Here is a 22,814-nt window from a genome sequence, read left to right as displayed (position 1 = left end):
TTTCTGCCGGGCGGGGCGCTCGCAGGGCTTTGATCTCTGCACAGGAATTTTTATTAGGCAGTCCGGGCCCGCTCTGCCAATCTGAGGCGAAGAGACAACAGACCGGAGCCTGCCCATGACCCTGTCCCTGTCGCGCCGCGCCGCGCTTTCGACCGCCGCCCTGGGAGTGGCTGCCAGCCTGCTTCCTGCGCGCTCTCACGCGGCGATTGCCCTTCAGGGCAGCCATCTGCCTGCCTTTCAGCGCTTCCGTCTTGGCGGCTTTGAGGTGACGAGCCTGCTTGCAGGTTCCGGCGTGATGGAAAAACCCTTTGAAACCTTCGCCATGAACGCCTCAGAGTCTGAACGGGCAAAGGCGGCGGCGGATGCCTTCATCCCTGTTGAGATGCTGCGCAGCTTCATGATCCCGGTGCTGGTGAATACCGGGCGTGAACTTGTGCTCTTTGACACCGGCGTGGCGCCGCAGGGCATTACCGCGGCCCTGGCAGCCGCCGGGATTACGCCCGATCAGATCGACATTGTGGTCATCACCCATATGCACGGTGATCACATCGGCGGGCTCACGGGCGAGGGCGGGCCGACCTTCCCGAATGCGCGTTATGTGACGGGCGATGCGGAATTTGCCCATTGGGCGGCGGCGGAAAATGAGGGCTTTGAGAAGCACATCCGCCCTCTTGAGGCGAAGTTCACCCGCATCGGTGAGGGGGCTGAGGTTCTGCCGGGCATCACGGCCATGCTCGCGACCGGCCATACGCCGGGGCATATGATCTATCACCTGGAGAGCGAGGGGCAGCGGCTGATGCTGACCGCTGATCTGACCAATCACTTCGCCTTCTCGCTGCCCAATCCGGACTGGGAGGTGCGCTATGATCTCGACAAAGCGCAGGCCGCTGCCAGCCGCCGGCGGGTGCTTGGCATGATCGCAGACGACCGCATCCCCTTTATCGGCTATCACATGCCCTTCCCGGGGCTGGGCTATGTGGCGCGTGAGGGGCAGGGCTTTCGCTATATCCCGCACAGCTATCAGCTGACGGCGGGCTGATCCGAAAGCTGAAGGGCGCGGGCCAGATCTTCGGTCAGTTCTGCCCGCATCTGCGCCGCCCGCAGCGGGTCAGGCTGGCGCAGAATGGCCGAAGGGTGCCAGGTGATCAGCACCTCACCCTCATGAAGGCCGCTCTCAATCCGCCCGCGCCGCGCCGTCAGCGGCGCATCATCGCCCGTCAGCGCAAAGGCAGCCGAGCGGCCCATCGCGAGCGTCAGCCGGGGTTTCACAAAGGCGAGTTCCAGCCCCAGCCACCAGCGGCAGGCCTCAATCTCGCCCCGGTTGGGGTTCTGGTGCAGGCGCTGTTTGCCGCGTGGGGCAAACTTAAAATGCTTTACCGCATTGGTAAGCCAGAGGTTTTCCGGCTCCACCCCAGCCTCTGCCATGACAGATCGCAGAAGCTGGCCTGCGGGGCCGACGAAGACCCGGCCCTGCAGATCCTCCTGATCGCCCGGCTGCTCACCCACCACCATGAGCCGCGCCCGGGGGTTGCCCTCTCCGAAGACGGTGCGGGTCGCTGCTTCGCAAAGCCCGCAGCGGCGGCAATGCAAAGCGGCCTGATGCGCCTCGTCCAGCGTCTCGGGCAGGTCAGGCGCGACCGGCATGGCGGCACGGTAGCGGGTGGAAATGGTGGCGGCCCCGGCACGCGGGCGGCTCGCGCCAGCCTCATGCATCCGTGCAACCCGCGCCTCCGCATCGGCGAGCATATCGGGGATCAGCGCCGTTTCGGGCATATTCTTCCAGTATTTCTTCGGCATTTCCGATCGCATGGCATTGAGCTTGATGCGCGCCGGATTGAAAATATTGGCAAAATAAGTGGCCCAGAGCTCTTCTGAGGCATCTTCGGGCAGATCGGGGCGTGCGCCGCCGGGGCCAAAGGTCACTTTGCCGCTGCGAAAGGTCGCCGTCTCCTCAGGGGTGGCGATCATCCAGTCCATGTCAGCAAAGCGTCTCGCGAAAAAGCTGCTGGCAGGGCGGGTGATGAAATGCTCCGGCTCAAACCAGGCGGCGAAATTGCGCCGGTTGCTGACGGGCGGCAGTTCACGAAACCGCACGAAGGCATGCATCTTATGGATGTCACGACCGACGTTTTTGGCCATCATCTGCAACTGCCGCCCCAAAGGATCGGCCTGCAGGGTCGGGTCGCCGTCGCGGCGGTCAATGCGCCAGAGCGCCTGATAAAGCAGGTCGTATTTCTTCGGGTCGCGGTGCGGCAGCACGCGGGTCGCCAGATCAAGAAACGCTTTAGTAACCTTAATCTCCTTCGGCCCCGGCTCGTCAGGCAGCGGGCCTGAGGAGAACAGCCCGCCCTCTCCGGTCCAGTCGATCCGGTCGGGCGGCAGCCCATGGCTGAGCGCGCGCCGCGCCGCATCGCGCCAAAGCCCGTCGGTGTCGTTCAGCGGCAGGCGGGCGGCGAAACTCACAGCAGGGACAACTGCTCTGGTGGCGGCGCAAAGCGCGCGCGCAGGTTCGCCTCATCGGTCAATCCGCGCGGCGACCAGCCGGGCAGGGTGATGAAGGGCTGCGCCTTTTTCATCAAAGCCCCCATGCGCGACAGATCCTCATAGCGCAGGGTGCGGCTGCGGCGGCCCGCGATGATGCGGTCAACGGTCTTCACCCCAAAACCGGGCACCCGCAACAAAAGCTCCCGCGAGGCGCGGTTGATATCAAGCGGAAACAGCCCGCGATGCTGGAGCGCCCAGGCAAGCTTGGGGTCGATCTCAAGATCGAGATGGCCCTTCTGCGTGCCGGTGGCGATTTCCTCTGCCGAAAAGCCATAGAACCGCAAAAGCCAGTCAGCCTGATAAAGCCGATGCTCGCGCAGCAGGGGCGGCTGCACCAGGGGCAGTGCGGCAGAGGCATCGGGGATCGGGCTGAAAGCCGAGTAATAGACCCGGCGCAGCTTATAGCCGGTGTAAAGCCGGGTGGAGGTATTGAGGATCGTCACATCATCCGCACCATCCGCGCCGATGATCATCTGCGTGCTCTGACCTGCCGGGGCGAATTTTGCCGCGCGCCGACCGGTGTGGGTTTTCTCTTTTGCCGCCTCCTGCTCCAGGCGCACCTGCGCCATGGCGCCGCGAATGGTCTCGGGCCGCTTTTCGGGGGCGAGATTGCGCAGGGTAGTGTCCTGCGGCAGTTCCACATTGATCGACAGACGATCGGCCCAGAGACCAGCCTCCTTAATCAATTCGGGAGAGGCATCGGGAATGGTTTTGAGGTGGATATAGCCGCGAAACTGATGCTCTTCGCGCAGGGTGCGAGCGATGCGGACCATATCGGCCATGGTCTGATCGGGGCTTTTGATGATCCCCGACGACAGAAACAGCCCCTCAATGTAATTGCGCCGGTAAAACTCCAGCGTCAGGCTGACCACCTCTTCCACGGAAAACCGCGCGCGCTCAACGTTTGAGGAGACCCGGTTGATGCAATAGGCACAGTCAAAGATGCAGAAGTTCGTCATCAGGATCTTCAGCAGCGAGATGCAGCGCCCGTCCGGCGTATAGGCGTGGCAGATCCCGGTCCCGCCCGATGAGCCGATGCCCCCTTTGCGCGCATCGCGTTTTTCCCCGCCGCTCGATGCGCAGGAAGCATCATATTTCGCCGCGTCCGAGAGAATCGCGAGCTTCTCTTTGAGGGTAAGCTGTGCCATGGCGGTTAAATATGGGTTCGCGGAATGTTCCTCAAGCAGCACTCGCGCAGATGTGACGATCTGCGCGAGGCTCTGGCTCAGTAGCGTCCTTCGCTGACGACGGCGATCAGGCCGAAAAGGATCAGCGCACAAAGCACCGCAAAGAGGATCTTCCAGACCGAATAGGGCCGCTCGCCCTTCACCTTGCCGGTCTGCCCGTTGACGACATAGCGGTAGCTTTTGCCGTTGTATTTATAGGCGGCGGTCCAGACCGGCAGCAGGATGTGCTTGAAGGTCTCATCCGCCCAGTCGGTGTCGATCCGCTCAATGCGCTGCTCATCGCCGCCGATGTCGCGGCGCACATCCATGGCGATCTGGCCCGACATGATCTCACGCGCCCGCTGGTGACCCTGGTCAAGGGCAACGCCATAAGCCTCAGCCTGAAAGCCCGAGAGGTAGTCTTTGCGAAACGGCTCCAGCCCGCCCAGATCCCAGGGGGCCAGGGCCTCAGTATGCTCGCGCGGCAGCGATTGAGAGCCGATGACCAGCACATCGTCAAAGAACCGCGCGACGCGCCCCGAGGCCCGGCTCCAGCGGATCTTACGCACCTGACGCTGCTGGCGCTGGGGCTTGCCGTCGACCATGACGGTGACGGTTTCTGTGACGTAATAGGCATCGCCCCGCATCCCGGAATAGCTGGAGCGGGTGTCGGAATCGAAGGTCCAGAAGGGCACGTAAATGCCTGTCAGCAGACGGCCCTTACGGGCAAATTGCGTCAGGCCATTGGGCGCAAACCACAGGCTGCCGAGCCACTTCGCCATCCGCTCGCGGGCTTCGCGTTCGGGGATGCGGAAGGGAATCACCGCCTGGGGCCGGATCAGCCGCTGCGGCGGGCCGCCCGGCATGACGGGGGTGGCGCAGAAGGGGCAGGTGGTGGCCGAAACCAGCCCCTCAAGCTCCAGATCCGCGCCGCAGCCCGGACATTTTGAGATCTGCACCTCTTCCATCGCCGCCTGCGGCAGCCGCCCGTTCAGGGCGGGCAGCAGAGGATGCTCCTGCAGGGCCTGCCTGCGGTCCGCCTCGGGCGGGGCCTCAAGCACTTCGGTATGGCCACAATGCCCGCAGACCAGCTGCCTGGCTGCGGGGTTGTAGTTCATGGCCGCGCCGCAGGCCGGGCAGGGCCAGCGGGAATTTTCGGACTTCATCGGGTGGCTCTCCCTGTCACCCGGATCAGCCCGCGGGCGGCGGCGGAGGCGGCAGGCGCGACAGCAGGCTGCTCAGGGCAGGGACCTCTCCGGCGGGCTTCCAGCCCTCCATTCCGGGGCTCCAGACCTGGGTGGTGCGCCCAAAGCGGCCCTCTGCCATCAGGGCTTTCAGACCTTCGGTGTTGAAGGGGCCCTTGGACTGCCCGGCCTCGGCGATATGCCAGTCGGTTTCCGGCACCGGGGGCGGCGGCGGCGGCGCGGCAGCGGCAGGAGCGGCAGGGCGCGCGCCCCAGGGACCGGCGCCCCCGCCCATTGCACTGCCCATGGCCATGCCCATGGCGGCCCCCATGCCGGCGCCCATAGCCTCACCCATGCCCGAGCCGGGGGTGGTGGCGGCTTTGCTCATGGCCTCTGCGGCGGAGAACTGGGCGTATTTCGACAGATCCCCCACGATCCCCATCGAGGTGCGCTGGTCGAGGACCTTCTCCACCGCTTCGGGCAGCGAGATATTCTCAATCACGAAATCCGGCAGTTCGAGGCCGTATTGCGCAACCGCAGGTTCCATGGCCTCTTTGACGATCTTCGACAGATCGCCCAGGTTCGCCGCCATATCCAGCGCCGGAATGCCCGAAGAGGCCACCGCGCGGGTAAACTCCTGCACGATCACATCGCGGATATGGACGGTGATTTCCTCAGTGGTGAACTCACCGTCGGTGCCGACGATCTCCTGCATGAATTTCGCCGGATCAATCACACGCAGCGAATAGGCCCCGAAGGCGCGCAGACGCAGCGGCCCGAATTCCGGGTCGCGCAGCATCAGCGGGTTGCGGGTGCCCCATTTCTGACCGGTGAAGCGGGTGGTATTGACGAAATAGATCTCGGATTTGAAGGGCGACTTAAAGCCGTGATCCCAGTGCTGCAGCGCCGTCATGATCGGCATGTTGTTGGTCTCAAGCTGGTAAAGCCCCGGACCAAAGACATCCGCGATCTGCCCTTCATGAACAAAGACCGCCGCCTGACCTTCGCGCACCGTCAGCTTGGCGCCATACATGATCGCATGATCATAGCGCTCAAACCGCCAGACCATGGTGTCGCGCGTGTCATCCACCCAATGGATGACGTCAATGAACTGACCCTTCAGAAAAGAGAACACCATCTGACCACTCCTCTCGGTCCGCGCGATCTGCGCTTTCCACTCTAAAATCCTCCGGGTCCGGCACAGCAGACCCGAAGCCTGTTCAGCTGCCCCCCGGCAGTCGCTCCGAAATCAGCGCCGGCAGCAGCGGGCTGACCTCAGCTTCCCGCATCCCCGGACGCAGCCTTTTGTCATAAAGCAAAGACAACAGCGTCTCATCCAGAGGGGTGAGGGTGGCAAATTCTTCGTCATCGTTAAAGATCGACGGTCGCGCCCGGGCATAGTCATTGGCAAGCCCCAGCCCCTGGGCCAGCTCTTCGTGGAAGCAGGCGAGGCGCATCAGATCGGGCAGTTCCGCACGCACCACGGCCAAGGCATTGGTGTAAACCGGGCTGCCCCCCTGCGAGATCGCCATGACAAGGCAGAAGGTGGAAAGCGGCATCTCGGTGGCGGCGCGCAGTTCGGACGGATCGAGACCGGGGAACAGCTTTGCCCAGTCCGGACCCATGGCGGGCCGCTCATCTTCTGAGACGACATAAAGCCAGAAATTCGGGTTCTGATCGCTCAGCCGCACCGGATGTCCGGTCACTTTCGAGAGGCGCTGTGCATAGGCGGTCACGGCCGCGCGGTCGTGATTGCGCTGCGCCTCGCCGACGGAATCGCCAAAGCGCAGCCCGATCCGCACCGGGGCCTGCCAGCGGCGCAGCTTTGAGGGCGTTTCGCGCGCAACCAGCGTCCCGCCGCCGGGGGCATATTCATCGTAAAGCGCGATGCGGGTGAAATTCTCGGCAATCTGGCGCGGACCAAAGGGCGTATCCGCACCCCCGCCGTCGCGGCGCAGCAATCCCCGGCTGAGAAGATCTTTCTCAACATCGGCGAAGTGACGCGCGACGGCTTTGGATTCGCGGGACGGCTCCTGGGGTTTCGGCGGCAGGGCCACCTCGGGCCGGGCACTGGGCCGAAGTGCCGTGACCTGCGGGCTTTGTAACCCGCAGGCCATCAGGGCAGTCAGGCTCAGGAAAGATGCAGCAAGGCAAAGACGCTTTGCCGCACCACCGTCATCGGTCATTTCAGCCCCTTCCGGCCCCGGTCTGCGGTGCACGCGCCTTAGAGGACGCCAGCGTCTCGCGCAGTTCCGCCTCCATCTTCACCAGTTCTTCCTCCGCGGCGGCGCGGCGCTTCTTGCCTTCATCCGCAATGGCGAGGCTTTCCTGGATCGTGGCGATCAGGGTCGCATTGGCTTCGCGCACCGCCTCAATGTCAAAGACGCCGCGCTCCATCTCGGTGCGCACCACGCGGTTGGCATCCTGGAGGTTTTTCGCGTTCGAGGTCAGCAGCTCATTGGTCAGGTCATTGGCACCGCGAATGGCCTCTGCCGCTTCGCGTGAGCGCTGGATGGTGACCGCCTGGGCCAGCTGGGTTTCCCACAGCGGCACGGTGTTCACGAGCGTCGAGTTGATCTTGGTGACCAGCGACTTGTCGTTCTCCTGCACCAGCCGGATCGAGGGCAGGCTCTGCATGGTGACCTGACGGGTCAGCTTGAGGTCGTGAACCCGGCGTTCCAGATCATCCCGCGCAGCCCGCAGATCACGCAGCTCCTGCGCCTTGAGCATCTGATCGGTCTCAGGGGCGGCTTCCATCGCGGCCACAGCAGCCGGAATGGTGGTGGCATCCAGCTCTTTCAGCTTGGCTTCACCGGCGGCAATGTAAAGCGCGAGCTCATGATAGAAGTCGAGGGTTTTTTCATAAAGCTTATCAAGCGCTTTGACGTCCTTGAGCAGCTTATGCTCATGGCCCAGAAGCTCATCGGTGACCTTGTCGATCTGGCTTTGCACATCTTCAAAGCGGGCGACGAATTTCGCAAAAGGCGCGGCGCGGCCGAGCAGCTTTTCCCACCAGGACTGCTTGCGGCGCACATCGAGTTCCGAGACCGAAAAGCCACGGATCGTCGAGACCATCGAGGCGAGCGCATCACCTGCCGGGCCGACGTCTTTGTTCTTCACGTCCTGCAGCATCTCCTGGCTGATCACCTGGAGTTCTGCCTGTGCTTTCGAGCCAAAGCCGATGATCGACTGCGTTGAGGTGATATCCAGCTCTGCCATGCGCGAGCGGATCGCCTCTGCCATGGGGGCCGGGGCCTCCTCCAGGGTCACCAGAGCGTTACCGGCTTCGGGCAGGGGCGTTGCGGTCAGATCCTGCAATTCGGCAGTCAGCTGCGCGGCGGCTTTCGGGTCAATCGGTGTCATAACAGGCCTTTCGGTAAAATTCCGGGGCGGGACATCAGGCAGGATTAAGAATGTTCAGGGTCCGTCTGCGCGACGGTACGCGGCGCATCCAGAGCCAGGCGTTCGCGCAGCACCTCAATCTCCACATCCATCCGGGTGCGGTCGTTTGAGAGGAGCACCTCTGTGCGCTGCGAGAAGCGGGTGTCGAGGTCGCTCAGCAGATCGGCGTAATCGGAGCGGGCTTTCGGGTCGCGGGTGGTGGCATAGATCTGCGCAAACCGCGCCGTCGCCTCTTTCGCGCCCTCGAGGTAAACCGAGAGGTAGCGTCGCGCCGAGGTCAGGTCGCGGGGGTCGTTCTCCAGGGTGCGGAACATGGTCCGCGCCGTGGCCGAAAAGCGGTCAATCTGATCCATCAGGGCGCGGTCAGCCACGGGACGGGCGCTCTCACGCAAAGCGCTCAGGTGCTTTTCGGCCTCTGCCACAGCATTGGCCACCCGCTCGGTCTGGAAGGCATCAACCCCCTCCATCCCCTTGTCGCGCATCGGATCTGCGCCAAAAGAGATAAAGTGAAGCGCGGCCCCCAGCACGCCCAGAAGCCCGGGGCCGATCGCCTCTGCCCCCGGGGCCCAGGCCGCAAGGCCGATACCGATACCACTGAGCAGCGAGCCGAAGATCTTGCGCGGAAAGGCCGGGCGACGGGCAATGGCGCGGCTGTCCCAGGCCTCATGGGCCTTTTCACCCTCGCGGGTCAGCCAGGCCGACAGCATCAGGATACCAAACGCGATGAGATCCGCCGCAAGCCCCGTCGGGTTTTGCGAAAAAGCCACCAGCGGCAGCGCAAAGGGGAGCACGAAGAGCATATTGACCCGCGCACCAAGCCGCGAGGGGCGGGCGCTCTGCAGCGGCCTGCCGGCTTTTGCGGGGGAATTTTGCGGCTGAGGGCTGTACTTACCGCCGAAACGCTGGCTCATGCGCCGGTCCCCGTGAAGGCTGCGTAAAGCATCAGCATGGCCCAAAGGGCAAAGGCCGTGCGTTTAATCCCAGTCTGACCCATTTCCACCGATCCGGTCTGATATCGCCGAAACTATAGGGCAGGCCCCGGTTCCGATCCAGCTAAACAAGGCTTACTGACCGCTTTTAGGCGGTCCCCTGCCGGAGAGAAACGCACACCGTTTTCAAAGGGTTCCCTGGGCGCCAGGAAGATATTTGAAATAAATGCGGCCCCGCTGCGTCACCGCAGGGGGGCCGGGATCACTGTCTCAGGCCGGATCAGCCACGACCGCGCGGGCCTTTCGAACCGGGACGGGCGCCGGGTTTCGGGCCGGGTTTCGGACCACGTCCGAAGGGCGCTTTCGGCGCTCCGCCGTCACGCCCCGGTCCCTTGCTGAAGCCCCCGCGCGGTGCCGCATCGTCGCGGCCGCGGAAGGTCTTTGCGCCCTCATCCTTCGCCGCGCCACGCGAGAAACCGCCCCGTGCCGGAGCCTCATCACGGGCGCGGAAGCCGCCTGCCGGACGCCGCTCCTCGCCATCCCGTGCTCCACGGGTGAAGCCCCCGCGCGGTGCCGCATCCTCGCGGCTGCGGAGGATTTTTGCGCCCTCATCCTTCGCCGCGCCCCGCGAGAAACCGCCCCGTGCCGGAGCCTCATCGCGGGCACGGAAGCCGCCTGCCGGACGCCGCTCCTCGCCATCCCGTGCTCCACGGGTGAAGCCCCCGCGCGGTGCCGCATCCTCGCGGGCGCGGAAGGTCTTTGCGCCCTCATCCTTCGCCGCGCCCCGCGAGAAACCGCCCCGTGCCGGAGCCTCATCGCGGGCGCGGAAGCCGCCTGCCGGACGCCGCTCCTCGCCATCCCGCGCTCCACGGGTGAAGCCCCCGCGCGGTGCCGCATCGTCGCGGCCGCGGAAGGTCTTTGCGCCCTCCTCCTTTGCCGCGCCCCGCGAGAAACCTCCCCGTGCCGGGGCCTCATCGCGGGCGCGGAAGCCACCTGCCGGACGCCGCTCCTCGCCATCCCGCGCACCACGGGTGAAGCCCCCGCGCGGTGCTGCATCATCGCGGCTGCGGTAAGCTTTTGCGCCGTCATCCTTAGCCGCGCCGCGCGCGAAGCCGCTGACCCGCGCCCGGGCCGGAGAGCCCGAAGCCGCAGCCCCTTTCACCGAGCGGCCGGAGGTGCCGGAGGTGCGCAGAATGCCGTCCGTCGCCGCGACATCCGGGGTCTCAGCCAGGCCCAGCTGATCGCGCAGGGTGCGCGGGCGCACCTCAGTGACCTCACCCACCTCAAGATCGCCCAGCTGGAACGGACCGTAGCTCACGCGGATCAGGCGGTTGACCGTATAGCCCACGAATTCCATCGCACGGCGCACTTCACGGTTGCGGCCCTCTCGGATCCCCACGGTCAGCCAGGCATTGGCGCCCTGCTGGCGGTCCATTGAGACCACCATCGGCTGGAACACCTCGCCGTCAATCACAACGCCTTCGCGCAGCGCGTTGAAATCCTGATCCTCGGGACGGCCATTGATCCGCACGCGGTATTTGCGCAGCCAGCCGGTCGAGGGCAGCTCCAGGCGGCGCTTCAGCTCACCGTCATTGGTCAGCAGCAGCAACCCTTCCGAGTTCAGGTCAAGACGCCCCACGCTCATCACCCGCGGCAGCCCCTCGGGCAGATGCTCAAAAACCGTCGGGCGGCCCAGTTCGTCGCGCTCGGTGGTCACCAGACCGGCAGGCTTGTGGAACAGCCACAGCCGCGGCGGCTCCGGCGGGGCCAGCGGCACGCCGTCAACGAGGATCTTATCCCTGCGCGTCACATCCAGCGCCGGGCTTTCAATGATCTTCCCGTTCACCGAGATCCGCCCCTCGGTGATCATGCGCTCCGCATCGCGGCGCGACGCCACGCCCGAGCGGGCCAGAACCTTGGCGATCCGCTCCGGACCGGCCTCCGTTTTGTCCATCAGATCAGAGGCGGGCGCCGCGGGGGCAGCCGTCGCGGCACGGGCACCGCCTTTTTTCAGGCCGGGTTTTGCACCCGGTTTGGGGGCGGCGGATTTACGGTCAAAGGGGCGGCTGGCCATGATGTCACTCTGTCTGAGGAGAAAGCCCGGCAGTCATGCGGGGGCGGCAAAAGAGGCCCGCTATAGGCGCAAAGAGCGCCCCCCTGCAAGCGACAACCGCGTGAGGCTTGCACGCGTTCCCGCTTCAGGCCAGGAGAGAGGGATGAGCCCCTTTCTCAGCCATATGGATCTTGCCCTCGCAGAGGCCCGCGCCGCCGCCGCCCGTGGCGAAGTGCCCGTGGGCGCGGTGCTCATCGCCCCTGATGGCAGCATTGCCGCCCGGGCGGGAAACCGCAGCCGGGAACTCTCAGACCCCACCGCCCATGCCGAGATCCTCGTGATCCGCGAAGCCTGCGCGCGGCTGAAGACCGAACGCCTGCCGGGCTTTGATCTCTGGGTCTCGCTTGAACCCTGTCCCATGTGCGCAGCCGCCCTCAGCAATGCCCGCATCCGCCGCCTCTATTACGGGGCAGGGGATCCGAAATCGGGGGGCATCGCCCAGGGGCCGCGGATCTTCAGCCACGCCCAGTGCCACCACCGCCCCGAGGTCTATGACGGCCAGCAGGCCGGGGCGGCAGCGAGGTTGCTCTCGGAGTTTTTCGCCAGGAGGCGGGACTGAGCGTCAGAGCTCAATCGCCACCATGACCTCCGGCTCAATCACATTGATATGATGCGACACCCCGGCACGCAGATCATCGGCGCTCTGCTCAAGCAGAGGGAATGTCTTGTAATGGCAGGGGATCACGGTGCGGAAATGGAAGAACTTACGGCAGGCATAGGCCGCACGCTTCATATCCATGGTGAAATGACCGCCCGCCGACAAAATGCCGATCTCGGGATTATGCAGATCGGCGAAAATCGCCATATCCGCCATGACATCGGTATCGCCTGAGAAATAGATCGTGCGCCCGCCATGCTCGATCATATAGCCCGCTTCCGAGCCCAGATAGACCGGCCCGTTCTCCGTCATGGCCGACGAAGAATGCGAGGCCGCCACCATGGTCACATTCACTGACCCGAGCTTAATCGTGCCGCCATTGTTAAAGCCGATGTTGCCGCTCAGCCCTTCTGATTTCTCCAGCCAGGAGGTCAGATCATATTTCCCCGCCACCGGAATGCGCAGCTCTTTGGAAAGCGCCACAGCATCAGCCATGTGATCGGAATGGCCGTGGCTGATCAGAATGGCCGTGGCTCCGGCGATGGCCTCCGCGCGCCGCGCTGCCGGAAACAGCGGGTTGGTCAGCCAGGGATCAACCAGCAGCACCTGATCGCCGATCTCAATGCGAAATCCCGCATGCCCCAGCCAGATAATCTTCATCTGAAATCTCCTTTGCGCTCCGGATCCGAGAAGCCGCAGTCTGCCGCCCGCCGCCGCTCCCGGCAAGAGCGCGTCGCAGCCTTTGGTTTTTTCAAAATACTCTGCGGGGATCCGGGGGCGCAAAGCCCCCGGCGCGCGGGGTCTCGGGTTCTTCCGCCGCACGAAGTCCCCCTCACGAAATCCCCCCACGAAGTCCCACCACGACCTCCCCGTGCGACAAGCGCTGACTTGCGCAAATTCCCCCCTCCCGCTAAACGGAAGCCCGACAGACGGAGGCCTCCATGTCCAGCATTGACATCCCGACCGCAGCCAGGGTTGCGCGTCTCGCCCGCATCCGGGTTGAGCAGGCAGACCTGCCGAAACTTGCCGAGCAGCTCTCCGGCATTCTCGACTTCATGGAACAGCTCAACGAAGTCGACGTCGAGGGCATTGAGCCGATGACCTCGGTCACGCCGATGCGCCTCAAGCGTCGTCAGGACGGCGTCACCGATGGCGGCTATCCTGAGGCCGTTCTGAAAAACGCGCCCGATGCGCGTGAAGGTTTCTTTGCAGTTCCGAAGGTGGTGGAATGACCCTCAATACGCTCACCATCGCAGAGGCCCGCGACCAGCTGCGCAAAGGCGACATCACCGCGAAAGATCTGACGCTCTCCTGCCTCACGGCGATGGATGCCTCTGATCCGCTGAACGCCTATGTCCATAAAACTCCCGAGATCGCCCTCGATCAGGCCCGCGCCGCCGATGAGCGTCTGCGCGCCGGTGAGGCGCCCGCCATGTGCGGCATCCCGCTGGGGATCAAGGATCTCTTCTGCACCAAAGGTGTGGCCACGCAGGCGGCCTCGAATATCCTCGCAGGGTTTAAGCCTGAATACGAATCCACCGTCACCTCAAAGCTCTTTGAGGCCGGCTCCGTCATGCTCGGCAAGCTGAACATGGACGAATTCGCCATGGGCTCGGCCAATGAAAGCTCCTGCTATGGCCCGGCGGTCAACCCCTGGAAAGTTGACGGCCGTCAACTGACCCCCGGCGGCTCCTCGGGTGGCTCGGCGGCGGCTGTGGCGGCGGATCTCTGCCTTGGGGCAACCGGCACCGACACCGGCGGCTCGATCCGCCAGCCTGCGGCCTATACCGGCACCGTCGGCATCAAGCCGACCTATGGCCGCGTCTCGCGCTGGGGCGTCATCGCCTATGCAAGCTCGCTCGACCAGGCGGGTCCGATGACCAAAACCGTGCGCGACGCGGCGATCATGCTGCAGGCTATGGCCGGTCACGACCCGAAAGACAGCACCTCGGCTGACATCGCGGTCCCGGATTTTGAAGCGGCACTGACCGGCGATATCCGCGGCAAAAAGATCGGCATTCCGCGCGAATACCGCGTCGATGGCATGCCAGATGAGGTGGAAGCCCTCTGGCAGAACGGCATCGCCATGCTGCGCGATGCCGGCGCTGAAGTCGTCGACATCTCGCTGCCGCATACCAAATACGCGCTGCCGGCCTATTATGTAATCGCGCCTGCCGAAGCCTCGTCGAACCTCGCGCGCTATGATGGCGTGCGCTACGGCCACCGCGCCACCCTGGGCGCCGGTGACGGCATCAATGATCTCTATGAGAAGACCCGCGCCGAAGGCTTCGGCCCGGAGGTGCAGCGCCGCGTCATGGTCGGCACTTATGTGCTCTCGGCCGGTTTCTATGACGCGTACTACAACCGTGCCCGTAAGGTCCGCGCGCTGATCAGGCGCGACTTTGAGCAGGCTTTCGCGGCAGGCGTCGATGCGATCCTGACCCCGGCCACGCCCTCTTCGGCATTTGAGCTGGGCAAGCTGAAAGACGCCTCCCCCGTTGAGGCCTATCTCAATGACGTCTTCACCGTCACCGTGAACCTTGCCGGTCTGCCGGGCATCTCGGTTCCGGTCGGTCTGGACGCGTCGGGTCTGCCGCTGGGTCTGCAGCTCATCGGCCGTCCCTGGGATGAGGCAGGTCTGCTGAACCATGCCTATGTGCTGGAGAAGGCGGCGGGCTTTGTAGCCAAGCCGTCGAAATGGTGGTAATCGGCTCTCCCGATCGGGAATACTGAGGTCAAAATGAAACGCTTTGCTTTGTCTGCACTTGGCTTTGTGATGCTCGCAGCCTGCCAGCCGCAGGTTCCGGATTCGGGGCAGGGCGTTGGTTTTGAGAGTTATTCCTCTTATCTGGCGCGGCGCGATGGTCAGACCGGTCTCGCGCCCGCCGCACAGGGCCTGGGAACTATCGCGCCCGCCGCCGTCAGCTCGCAGCCGCTGAGCGCCATGGCCCCCGCCACCGGGGAGCGCCCGCGCGCGGAAACCTTTGCGGGCATCCAACAGCAAAGCGGCGAGCGCGTGCATTACAGCGGCGGCAACAGCACCGGCATCTCGGATGAGCAGAACTTTGACGCCGTGGCCAGCCGCGAGTCGATTCAGTCTGACGCCGCCCGCATTCAGCAAAACCGCGCGAATTACGTGGTGGTGCAGCCGACGGCCCTGCCGACCCGCACCGGCGCTTCGGGGCCGAATATCGTGGCCTTTGCGGTCTCGACCAGCCATGCGCCCGGCACGCAGGTCTATTCGCGCTCAAGCCTTTTCCGGAAGAACTATGAGGCCGCCTGTGGCCAGTTCCCCTCGGCAGATGCCGCGCAGGAGGCTTTCCTGTCAAACGGCGGCCCGCAGCGCGACAAACTCGGGGTGGATCCCGATGGGGACGGCTTTGCCTGTGGCTGGGATCCGCGTCCCTTCCGCGCGCGCTGATGTCTTTCCCCTCGCCGAATTTCACCGAGCGGCGGGGCGGGCTGCGGCCTGAATTTATCGTCATCCATTATACCGGCATGGCCTCCTGCGCGGCCGCGCGCGAGCGGCTCTGCCTGCCGGAGGCTGAGGTCTCGGCCCATTGGCTGATCTCTGAGAGCGGCGCGACGGAAGCGCTGGTTGCCGAAGAGATGCGCGCCTGGCACGCGGGGGCCGGCTCCTGGCGCGGGCTCTCAGATATGAACTCGCGCTCCATCGGGATAGAGCTGGCCAATCCCGCCACCCATCCTTTCCCCGAGCCGCAGATGGCCGCGCTTGAAGACCTGCTGCGCGGGATCATGACGCGCTGGCAGATCGGCCCGGAAGGGGTGATCGGACATTCCGACATGGCACCGGGGCGCAAGATCGATCCCGGCCCGCGCTTTGACTGGCTGCGGCTGGCCCGTCAGGGGCTGGCACTCTGGCCCACACCGGTGGCGGGTGCATCGGCGGCTGATTTTGACGCGGCGGCGCTCGCCTTCGGCTATCCGGCAGATGTTCCGGCAGAGGACCGCCTTGCGGCTTTCCGGCTGCGCTTCCGGCCCTGGGCCACGGGTCCGGCGGATGAGACGGATGCTGCGCTTGCCCTCGGGCTTCAGCGACCGGCCAGTTTCAGCACATAGGCCCTCTGGCCTGCGTTGTTGCACGCAATCCCCAGCCCGGCTTCCGTCACGGCGGGGTTGCGCAGATTGCGGTCATGCGCGGGAGAGCCGTGCCACATCTCCACCACCTGGCCCGGGGCGATCTTCCCCCAGGCGATATTTTCTGCCGCTGTGCGATAGGGATAGCCCGCGCGCTGCAGCCGCTGGCCAAGGCTGCTACCGTCCGATCCCTGATGTGAGGGGCCGCCACGGGCGATGTTATCGCAGGCATGACTCTGCGCCGCCTGCATCAGGCGCGGCTCAGGGGACAGCTGCGGCAGGCCGAGGCGCGCGCGCAGCTGGTTCACCTCTGTCAGCACGGTTGTGACTTCGGCTGCGGGCGGGGCGGCGCAGCGGGTTTGTGCGCTGGCTGCACCGCTCAGCGCGCAGAGAAAAAGCGCGGGGAAGAGACCGGAAATCCGCATCATCCACCTGTGAAAAAGGCCCCGGGTCTGCCCGGGGCCTTTTGATTATGCCAGCATCGACAGCGGGTTCTCAAGGCAGTCGACAATCGCCTGGAGGAATTCCGCCCCAAGCGCCCCGTCGATCACCCGGTGATCGACCGAAAGCGTCACCGACATCACGGTCGCCACGCCAAGGCTGCCATCGGCCTGCACCACCGGCTTTTTGACGCCCGCGCCGACCGCCAGGATCGAGCCATGCGGCGGGTTGATCACCGCATCAAAGTTCTCAATCCCGAACATGCCAAGGTTCGAAATCGCCATGGAGCCGCCGACATATTCATGGGGCGCGAGCTTTTTGTTGCGTGCACGGCCCGCCAGATCCTTCATCTCTGCCGAAAGCGCCGAGAGGGTCTTGAGATGGGCATCCTTCAGCACCGGGGTGAAGAGGCCGCCCTCGACCGCCACCGCCACCGCGATATCCGAGGGCTTCAGCTTATAGATCCGGTCCCCCGCCCAGACGGCATTGGCGCCCGGCACGCGCTGCATCGCCACGGCGCAGGCCTTGATGATGAAGTCATTGACCGAGAGTTTTACACCCCGGTCCGAGAGCTGCTCATTGAGCTGCGCGCGGAAGGCCATCAGCGCATCGAGACGGATCTCGCGGCGCAGATAGAAATGCGGGATGGTCTGCTTGGCCTCCGTCAGACGGGCGGCGACGGTGCGGCGCATGCCGTCAAGCGTGACCTCCTCATAGTCGCGGCCATCGAGCATTTTGGCGACCTGCGCGGCATTGGGGCCGGTGGGCATCGCGCCTGCGGCTGCCGGAGCGGCGGCGGCTTTCGGGGCCTCTGCCGCGGGGGCAGCGGTGGCCGCAGCCGTGGGGGCAGCGGAAGCGGCGCTCAGACCTTCAACATCGGCGCGCACGATGCGGCCGTTCGGGCCGGTGCCTTTGATCGAAGCAAGATCGATCCCCTTTTGCGTGGCAATCCGGCGTGCCAGCGGCGAAGCAAAGACGCGCTTGCCGTCTTTCGCCGGAGCCGCCGCTGCCTGGGCAGGAGCAGCTGCGGGCGCTGCCGCGACCACAGGCGCTTCCACCTTTGCCGGGGCTGCCGCTTTCGGGGCAGGGGCGGCGGAGGCGTCTTCGCCGTCTTCCAGCAGCACCGCGATGGGGGCGTTGACCTTCACCCCTGCGGTGCCCTCTGCCACCAGGATCTTACCGATCACGCCTTCATCCACGGCTTCGAATTCCATGGTGGCCTTGTCGGTCTCAATCTCAGCGATGATCTGGCCGGATGTGACGCTGTCGCCTTCCTTGACCAGCCATTTCGCCAGAGTGCCTTCCTCCATCGTCGGAGAGAGGGCGGGCATCAGAATGTCTTGTGCCATGATCGCCTCTCCTCAGCGGTAGCAGACGGATTTAACCGCCTCGATCACCTCAGCGGTGGTGACCAGGGCCAGTTTTTCCAGGTTGGCGGCATAGGGCATCGGCACGTCTTTACCCGCACAGTTCACCACCGGCGCGTCGAGGTAGTCAAACGCACGCTCCATGATGGTGGCCGAGAGGTGGTTGCCGATGGAGCCGACGGGGAAGCCCTCTTCCACGGTGACGCAGCGGTTGGTCTTTTTGACCGATTCAAGCACGGTGTCGTAGTCGATCGGGCGCAGGGTGCGCAGGTCGATGACTTCTGCCGAGATGCCCTCTTCCGCCAGCTTATCGGCTGCTTCCAGCGCATAGGTCATGCCGATGCCGAAGGAGACGATGGTGACGTCAGAGCCCTCACGCCAGACGCGGGCCTTGCCGAAGGGGATGGTGAAATCGGGCAGATCCGGCACTTCGAACGACTTGCCGTACATGATCTCGTTTTCAAGGAAGATCACCGGGTTCGGATCGCGGATCGCGGTTTTCAGCAGGCCTTTGGCATCGGCTGCCGAATAGGGCATCACGACCTTCAGACCCGGGATCGCGGCATACCAGGCAGCGAAGTCCTGGCTGTGCTGCGCGCCCACGCGGGCGGCGGCCCCGTTCGGGCCACGGAAGACGATCGGCGAGCCCATCTGGCCGCCCGACATGTAAAGCGTCTTGGCAGCCGAGTTGATGATATGGTCGATGGCCTGCATCGAGAAGTTCCAGGTCATAAACTCAAGGATCGGCTTCACGCCGCCCCAGGAGGCACCGACCGCGATGCCGGTGAAGCCATGTTCGGTGATCGGCGTATCGACCACGCGTTTCGCACCAAATTCATCCAGCAGACCCTGAGAGATTTTGTAGGCGCCCTGGTATTCGCCCACCTCTTCGCCCATCAGAAAGACGGTCGGATCGGCGCGCATTTCCTCGGCCATGGCTTCGCGGATCGCTTCGCGCACGGTCATGGTCTTCATCGGCGTGCCCTCGGGGTAATCGGGGGCGACGTCGCGGATCTGAACCGGGGCTTTGGCAGCGGCAGGGGCCGCCGCAGGGGCGGCCGGAGCAGCGGCAGGGGCCGGGGCAGGCGCTGCGGCAGCAGGTGCTTCGGCGCTGTCGCCTTCGGTGACCAGCGTGGCGATCGGGGCATTGACCTTCACGCCCTGGGTGCCCTCAGCCACCAGCAGCTTGCCGATCACGCCTTCGTCGACGGCTTCAAATTCCATCGTGGCTTTATCGGTCTCAATCTCAGCGATGATCTGGCCGGATTTGACCTCATCACCTTCTTTGATCAGCCATTTCGCAAGGGTGCCTTCCTCCATCGTCGGGGAGAGGGCGGGCATCAGGATGTTCATTGCCATTGTCAGTCTCTCCTCAGGGATCAGGCGTAAATATCGGTCCAGAGCTCTTCGACCGGCGGCTCGGGGCTCTCTTTGGAGAAGTCAGCGGAGGCATTGACGATGGTCTTGATCTCACGGTCGATCTGCTTGAGATCCTCTTCCGAGGCGTGACCGCCGGTCAGCAGCAGATCGCGGACCTGCTCAATCGGGTCGCGCTCATCGCGCATCTTCTGGACCTCTTCGCGGGTGCGGTATTTCGCCGGATCCGACATCGAGTGACCGCGGTAACGATAGGTCATCATTTCCAGGATATAGGGGCCTTTGCCCGCACGGCAGTGCGCCACGGCTTTCTCGCCGGCTGCTTTGACCGCCAGGACATCCATGCCGTCGACCTGCTCGCCGGGGATGCCGTAAGCCAGACCGCGCTCATAAAGCGTGGTGGATTTGGTGGCCCGGCTCATCGAGGTGCCCATGGCGTATTGGTTATTTTCGATGACGAAGATCACCGGAAGGTCCCAAAGCTCTGCCATGTTATAGGTCTCATAGACCTGACCCTGGTTGGCCGCGCCATCGCCGAAATAGGTGAAGGTGACGTTGTCGTTGCCAAGGTATTTGTCCGCGAAGGCCAGACCCGCGCCAAGCGGCACCTGGGCGCCGACGATGCCATGGCCGCCGTAAAAATGCTTCTCTTTCGAGAACATATGCATCGAGCCGCCCTTGCCTTTGGAGTAACCGCCGATGCGCCCGGTCAGTTCCGCCATGACGCCATTGGCTTCCATACCGCAGGCCAGCATATGGCCGTGGTCACGGTAGGAGGTGATGCGCTTGTCGCCTTCTTTGGCCGAGGCCTCGAGACCCACAACCACAGCTTCCTGACCGATATAGAGGTGGCAGAAGCCGCCGATCAGACCCATGCCGTAAAGCTGCCCGGCCTTCTCCTCAAAACGGCGGATCAGCAGCATGTCGCGGTAGTATTTCAGCAGCTCGTCCTTGGAGACGTTCGCCTTCTCCGGTGATTTGCGGGTCGCCACGGCAGCCCCTCCCTCAGTGAATCCAGAATGTTTAGCGTTAAACTATATTTCGCCATACGGTGGATCAAGGAAAAAACGCAAAGGCCCCGCGCAGGGGCGGGGCCTTTCCTGCCGCCGTCACGGGCAGCTTACTTCAGAATCACTTCATCTTTGACAAACATATTCGACCAGGCGCGGTCGATCAGTTCCGGCGTCATCTGCCGGGGAAGCCCCTCAAACTCACAAACCGCAATCATCTGGTCGATTAGGTAAACCGGCTGATAATTGGCGAAGACGTTGTTGATTGTGGGATATTTCACTTTCAGCAGATGCAGCAGCGCAGATTCATCCAGCGCCATTCCCTTTTTGCGGGCCATCATGGCAAAGATCTTCAGGAAATTCTCCTGCCCCGGACCGTCGATCTTGATCTTGAAAAAGATCCGCCGCAGCGCCGCGCCGTCAAAAATCTCATTGGGGTGGAAGTTGGTCGAGAAAATCACCAGCGTGTCGAAGGGAACGGTAAACTTTTCGCCCGACTGCAGGGTCAGAATATCGCGCGCTTCTTCAAGCGGGACGATCCAGCGGTTGACGATCTTCTGCGGCGGCTCTGCCTGACGCCCAAGGTCGTCGATAATGAAGATCCCGCCCGTGGCCTTCATTTGCAGACTGGCCTGATAGGTCCGCGAGACCGGGTTATAGGCCAGATCCAGCATATCAAGGCTGAGTTCGCCCCCGGTGATCACCGTCGGCCGCTCACAAAGCACATAGCGGTTGTCGAAGCGGTTCGAACTGCGCCGCAGGCTGTTGGGGTCATCCTTCGATTCCTCGGCCGAGGAATGCACGATGGGGTCATAGACCGTGATGACCTGGCCGCCATATTCCACCGCGCGCGGCACATAGATCTTGTCGCGCATCGCATCGCGGATGCCGTTTGAAATCGCAGATTTACCGTTGCCCGGCGGGCCATAAAGCAGCACCGATCGCCCCGAGGTGACGGCGGGGCCAAGGTTCGACAACAGATCCGGCGGCAGGATCAGATGGCCCATGGCGCTTTGCAGATCCTCACGGCTCAGACGGATGTCGCGGATCGACTGCCGTTTGACCTGGGCTTTATAGGCCTCAAGCGGGACCGGGATGGCCCCGTAATACTCGCTCTGCGCCAGGGCATCGAGCGCGCGGGCGCGGCCCCCGTCCGTCAGCTGAAAGGCCACCTCATTGCCGCCCTGTCCGATCAGGCTGCCCACCGCCTCAACCAGCTTCTGGCCGCGCGCCAGATCCAGCAGTTCCTGCGCCAGTTGCAGCGGCAGGCAGATCGCCCGCGCGATGTCACTGGGCAGGGACAGATTGGTGCGAAACATCGTCTTGAGAAGAATGTCCCGCATCATCACCGGGCTGATGCCCAGGTCCTCCATCCGGCGCGGACCGGGCGGCGGTTCAACGCCGTTTCGGGTCGGAAGAGAGATATTCATAAAAGGGCCCCACTGCTGCCTGCGGGGAGTCTGCCTGCGGACCTGGGCAAAACCACGGCAGAGTTTCGGGCATGTCGTGGCAGAGGCCCGACAGAAAAAGGCCGCGCAGAACCTGCGCGGCCTTTGTTTCAGCACTCAGCCTCAGGCGCTTTCCAGCATCCCGCGCTCAGCGGCAAGCTCAGTCATGCGCGCCTGCAGCTTTTCAAAGGCGCGGACTTCAATCTGGCGGATCCGCTCGCGCGAGACGCCGTAACGGACGGAGAGATCCTCAAGCGTCACCGGCTCATCCACCAGGCGGCGCTGGGTCAGAACATCACGCTCACGTTCATTCAGCGCTTCCATGGCGGTGGTCAGAAGCTGCATCCGGGTGCTCATCTCATCGCGGGCTTCATAATCACCCGCCTGATCGGCATCCTCATCTTCCAGCCAGTCCTGCCACTGCGCGGTGCCTTCCCCCTCACTGCCGACCGTGGCATTGAGCGAGGCATCCGAGCCCGAAAGGCGGCGGTTCATATCAATCACTTCGGTTTCTGAAACATTCAGATCCGCCGCGATTTTCGCCACGTTTTCCGGGCGCAGATCGCCCTCTTCCAGCGCGCCGATGCGCGACTTGGCCTTGCGCAGATTGAAGAAGAGCTTCTTTTGCGCCGAGGTAGTCCCCAGCTTCACCAGGCTCCAGGACCGCAGGATATATTCCTGGATCGAAGCCCGGATCCACCACATCGCATAGGTCGCCAGCCGGAAGCCGCGCTCGGGGTCAAAGCGTTTGACAGCCTGCATCAGGCCGACATTCGCCTCCGAGATGACTTCCGCCTGGGGCAGCCCGTAGCCGCGATAACCCATAGCGATTTTCGCCGCCAGCCGCAGGTGCGAGGTCACCAGCTTATGCGCCGACTGCGCATCCTGATCCTCGACCCACCGCTTGGCGAGCATATATTCTTCCTCAGGCTCCAGCATGGGGAACTTGCGGATTTCCTGCAGGTACCGGTTCAGCCCCTGTTCCGGGCTGGGGGCCGGAAGACTGGTATAACTGGCCATTCGTCGAATCCCTGTTCGGTTCATCTCTGCCGCTGCATGCCGGGGAAGGCCCCGGAAACTCCGCAGCAGACGCCTTTTGACGCTAACCTATGAAGCGCCGGGAGGTTCCTCAAGGGG

General features: G+C 63.9%; 21 protein-coding genes. 6 read left to right on the top strand and 15 right to left on the bottom strand.

Translation table 11 applies throughout. The annotated features are described in order from the left end of the window. Window positions 1–115: 115 nt before the first annotated feature. A complete protein-coding gene (locus tag EP867_RS07325; protein ID WP_128487695.1) occupies window positions 116–1,039 on the top strand; it encodes an MBL fold metallo-hydrolase in 924 nt (307 codons plus the stop codon). Here EP867_RS07325 and EP867_RS07320 read toward each other — a convergent pair. From EP867_RS07320 to EP867_RS20515, 8 genes are all read right to left on the bottom strand, one after another. Then, a complete protein-coding gene (locus tag EP867_RS07320; RefSeq protein ID WP_128487693.1) occupies window positions 1,021–2,463 on the bottom strand; it encodes a UdgX family uracil-DNA binding protein in 1,443 nt (480 codons plus the stop codon). The genes EP867_RS07325 and EP867_RS07320 overlap by 19 nt on opposite strands. Continuing rightward, complete coding sequence (locus EP867_RS07315; RefSeq protein ID WP_128487691.1) at window positions 2,460–3,692, bottom strand: putative DNA modification/repair radical SAM protein; 1,233 nt, start codon at window positions 3,690–3,692, stop codon at window positions 2,460–2,462. The genes EP867_RS07320 and EP867_RS07315 overlap by 4 nt, the downstream gene beginning before the upstream one ends. 77 nt (window positions 3,693–3,769) lie before the next feature. Further along, complete coding sequence (locus EP867_RS07310) at window positions 3,770–4,876, bottom strand: primosomal protein N' (replication factor Y) - superfamily II helicase (protein WP_128487689.1); 1,107 nt, start codon at window positions 4,874–4,876, stop codon at window positions 3,770–3,772. Between the two features lie 25 nt (window positions 4,877–4,901). Then, window positions 4,902–6,032, bottom strand: coding sequence for an SPFH domain-containing protein (locus tag EP867_RS07305; protein ID WP_128487686.1), 1,131 nt, complete (start codon window positions 6,030–6,032; stop codon window positions 4,902–4,904). An 82-nt stretch (window positions 6,033–6,114) separates the two neighbouring features. Further along, the gene (locus EP867_RS07300; protein ID WP_128487683.1) at window positions 6,115–7,080 is read right to left on the bottom strand and encodes a DUF2927 domain-containing protein; all 966 of its coding nucleotides are present in this window, start codon (window positions 7,078–7,080) and stop codon (window positions 6,115–6,117) included. Between the two features lies 1 nt (window position 7,081). Then, window positions 7,082–8,257: a toxic anion resistance protein gene (locus EP867_RS07295; protein WP_128487681.1), complete on the bottom strand. Its 1,176-nt coding sequence runs from the start codon at window positions 8,255–8,257 to the stop codon at window positions 7,082–7,084. Between the two features lie 44 nt (window positions 8,258–8,301). Further along, window positions 8,302–9,207: a 5-bromo-4-chloroindolyl phosphate hydrolysis family protein gene (locus EP867_RS07290; protein WP_128487679.1), complete on the bottom strand. Its 906-nt coding sequence runs from the start codon at window positions 9,205–9,207 to the stop codon at window positions 8,302–8,304. A 298-nt stretch (window positions 9,208–9,505) separates the two neighbouring features. After that, window positions 9,506–11,299 (bottom strand): pseudouridine synthase, encoded by a 1,794-nt coding sequence (locus EP867_RS20515; RefSeq protein ID WP_380075202.1) that lies wholly within the window; start codon window positions 11,297–11,299, stop codon window positions 9,506–9,508. Window positions 11,300–11,441: 142 nt separating this feature from the next. Between EP867_RS20515 and EP867_RS07280 the strand changes: the two genes are divergently transcribed. Further along, entirely contained in the window at window positions 11,442–11,897 is a 456-nt protein-coding gene (locus tag EP867_RS07280; RefSeq protein ID WP_128487676.1) for a nucleoside deaminase, read from the top strand. Window positions 11,898–11,900: 3 nt separating this feature from the next. On the opposite strand, the gene EP867_RS07275 is transcribed toward EP867_RS07280, so the two are convergent. Further along, window positions 11,901–12,596: a metal-dependent hydrolase gene (locus tag EP867_RS07275; RefSeq protein WP_128487673.1), complete on the bottom strand. Its 696-nt coding sequence runs from the start codon at window positions 12,594–12,596 to the stop codon at window positions 11,901–11,903. A 281-nt stretch (window positions 12,597–12,877) separates the two neighbouring features. Here EP867_RS07275 and gatC point away from each other — a divergent pair, with 281 nt between their 5' ends. From gatC to EP867_RS07255, 4 genes are read left to right on the top strand one after another with little or no spacing between them, the layout of a single operon-like run. Continuing rightward, window positions 12,878–13,168 (top strand): Asp-tRNA(Asn)/Glu-tRNA(Gln) amidotransferase subunit GatC, encoded by a 291-nt coding sequence (gene gatC, locus EP867_RS07270; protein ID WP_128487671.1) that lies wholly within the window; start codon window positions 12,878–12,880, stop codon window positions 13,166–13,168. Next, a complete protein-coding gene (gatA, locus tag EP867_RS07265; protein WP_128487669.1) occupies window positions 13,165–14,643 on the top strand; it encodes an Asp-tRNA(Asn)/Glu-tRNA(Gln) amidotransferase subunit GatA in 1,479 nt (492 codons plus the stop codon). Before gatC ends, gatA begins: the two co-directional genes overlap by 4 nt. A 33-nt stretch (window positions 14,644–14,676) precedes the next feature. Then, complete coding sequence (locus EP867_RS07260) at window positions 14,677–15,357, top strand: hypothetical protein (RefSeq protein WP_128487667.1); 681 nt, start codon at window positions 14,677–14,679, stop codon at window positions 15,355–15,357. Then, the gene (locus EP867_RS07255) at window positions 15,357–16,016 is read left to right on the top strand and encodes an N-acetylmuramoyl-L-alanine amidase (protein ID WP_128487665.1); all 660 of its coding nucleotides are present in this window, start codon (window positions 15,357–15,359) and stop codon (window positions 16,014–16,016) included. Before EP867_RS07260 ends, EP867_RS07255 begins: the two co-directional genes overlap by 1 nt. Here EP867_RS07255 and EP867_RS07250 read toward each other — a convergent pair. The 6 genes from EP867_RS07250 to rpoH all read right to left on the bottom strand — a co-directional run bounded on the left by EP867_RS07250 (window position 15,989) and on the right by rpoH (window position 22,697). Further along, entirely contained in the window at window positions 15,989–16,459 is a 471-nt protein-coding gene (locus EP867_RS07250) for a CAP domain-containing protein (protein WP_164888790.1), read from the bottom strand. The genes EP867_RS07255 and EP867_RS07250 overlap by 28 nt on opposite strands. A 45-nt stretch (window positions 16,460–16,504) precedes the next feature. Beyond that, window positions 16,505–17,824, bottom strand: a complete 1,320-nt coding sequence (locus tag EP867_RS07245) for a pyruvate dehydrogenase complex dihydrolipoamide acetyltransferase (protein ID WP_128487661.1) — start codon at window positions 17,822–17,824, stop codon at window positions 16,505–16,507. A gap of 12 nt (window positions 17,825–17,836) precedes the next feature. Continuing rightward, on the bottom strand, window positions 17,837–19,201 hold the full coding sequence (locus EP867_RS07240) for a pyruvate dehydrogenase complex E1 component subunit beta (protein WP_128487659.1): 1,365 nt from the start codon (window positions 19,199–19,201) through the stop codon (window positions 17,837–17,839). A 20-nt stretch (window positions 19,202–19,221) separates the two neighbouring features. After that, a complete protein-coding gene (gene pdhA / locus EP867_RS07235) occupies window positions 19,222–20,211 on the bottom strand; it encodes a pyruvate dehydrogenase (acetyl-transferring) E1 component subunit alpha (protein WP_128487657.1) in 990 nt (329 codons plus the stop codon). Between the two features lie 128 nt (window positions 20,212–20,339). Next, on the bottom strand, window positions 20,340–21,659 hold the full coding sequence (locus tag EP867_RS07230; protein WP_128487655.1) for an ATPase: 1,320 nt from the start codon (window positions 21,657–21,659) through the stop codon (window positions 20,340–20,342). Between the two features lie 141 nt (window positions 21,660–21,800). Further along, window positions 21,801–22,697: an RNA polymerase sigma factor RpoH gene (rpoH, locus tag EP867_RS07225; RefSeq protein ID WP_128487653.1), complete on the bottom strand. Its 897-nt coding sequence runs from the start codon at window positions 22,695–22,697 to the stop codon at window positions 21,801–21,803. Window positions 22,698–22,814: the final 117 nt, after the last annotated feature.

Origin of the sequence: Falsigemmobacter intermedius (assembly GCF_004054105.1) — a bacterium.
GTDB lineage: Bacteria > Pseudomonadota > Alphaproteobacteria > Rhodobacterales > Rhodobacteraceae > Wagnerdoeblera > Wagnerdoeblera intermedia.
Note: the sequence above shows the minus strand (reverse complement) of the source record. Positions and strands in the feature narration are given on the sequence as shown.

Bases quoted from the DNA above. Each gene is read 5' to 3' on its own strand.
- EP867_RS07230 (WP_128487655.1), bottom strand. From the start codon at position 21,659: ATGAATATCTCTCTTCCGACCCGAAACGGCGTTGAACCGCCGCCCGGT.
- gatA (WP_128487669.1), top strand. From the start codon at position 13,165: ATGACCCTCAATACGCTCACCATCGCAGAGGCCCGCGACCAGCTGCGC.
- rpoH (WP_128487653.1), bottom strand. From the start codon at position 22,697: ATGGCCAGTTATACCAGTCTTCCGGCCCCCAGCCCGGAACAGGGGCTG.
- EP867_RS07240 (WP_128487659.1), bottom strand. From the start codon at position 19,201: ATGGCAATGAACATCCTGATGCCCGCCCTCTCCCCGACGATGGAGGAA.
- EP867_RS07255 (WP_128487665.1), top strand. From the start codon at position 15,357: ATGTCTTTCCCCTCGCCGAATTTCACCGAGCGGCGGGGCGGGCTGCGG.
- EP867_RS07300 (WP_128487683.1), bottom strand. From the start codon at position 7,080: ATGACCGATGACGGTGGTGCGGCAAAGCGTCTTTGCCTTGCTGCATCT.
- EP867_RS07280 (WP_128487676.1), top strand. From the start codon at position 11,442: ATGAGCCCCTTTCTCAGCCATATGGATCTTGCCCTCGCAGAGGCCCGC.
- EP867_RS07315 (WP_128487691.1), bottom strand. From the start codon at position 3,692: ATGGCACAGCTTACCCTCAAAGAGAAGCTCGCGATTCTCTCGGACGCG.
- EP867_RS07275 (WP_128487673.1), bottom strand. From the start codon at position 12,596: ATGAAGATTATCTGGCTGGGGCATGCGGGATTTCGCATTGAGATCGGC.
- EP867_RS20515 (WP_380075202.1), bottom strand. From the start codon at position 11,299: ATGGCCAGCCGCCCCTTTGACCGTAAATCCGCCGCCCCCAAACCGGGT.
- EP867_RS07290 (WP_128487679.1), bottom strand. From the start codon at position 9,207: ATGAGCCAGCGTTTCGGCGGTAAGTACAGCCCTCAGCCGCAAAATTCC.
- EP867_RS07245 (WP_128487661.1), bottom strand. From the start codon at position 17,824: ATGGCACAAGACATTCTGATGCCCGCCCTCTCTCCGACGATGGAGGAA.
- EP867_RS07305 (WP_128487686.1), bottom strand. From the start codon at position 6,032: ATGGTGTTCTCTTTTCTGAAGGGTCAGTTCATTGACGTCATCCATTGG.
- gatC (WP_128487671.1), top strand. From the start codon at position 12,878: ATGTCCAGCATTGACATCCCGACCGCAGCCAGGGTTGCGCGTCTCGCC.
- EP867_RS07250 (WP_164888790.1), bottom strand. From the start codon at position 16,459: ATGCGGATTTCCGGTCTCTTCCCCGCGCTTTTTCTCTGCGCGCTGAGC.
- EP867_RS07295 (WP_128487681.1), bottom strand. From the start codon at position 8,257: ATGACACCGATTGACCCGAAAGCCGCCGCGCAGCTGACTGCCGAATTG.
- EP867_RS07310 (WP_128487689.1), bottom strand. From the start codon at position 4,876: ATGAAGTCCGAAAATTCCCGCTGGCCCTGCCCGGCCTGCGGCGCGGCC.
- EP867_RS07260 (WP_128487667.1), top strand. From the start codon at position 14,677: ATGAAACGCTTTGCTTTGTCTGCACTTGGCTTTGTGATGCTCGCAGCC.
- EP867_RS07325 (WP_128487695.1), top strand. From the start codon at position 116: ATGACCCTGTCCCTGTCGCGCCGCGCCGCGCTTTCGACCGCCGCCCTG.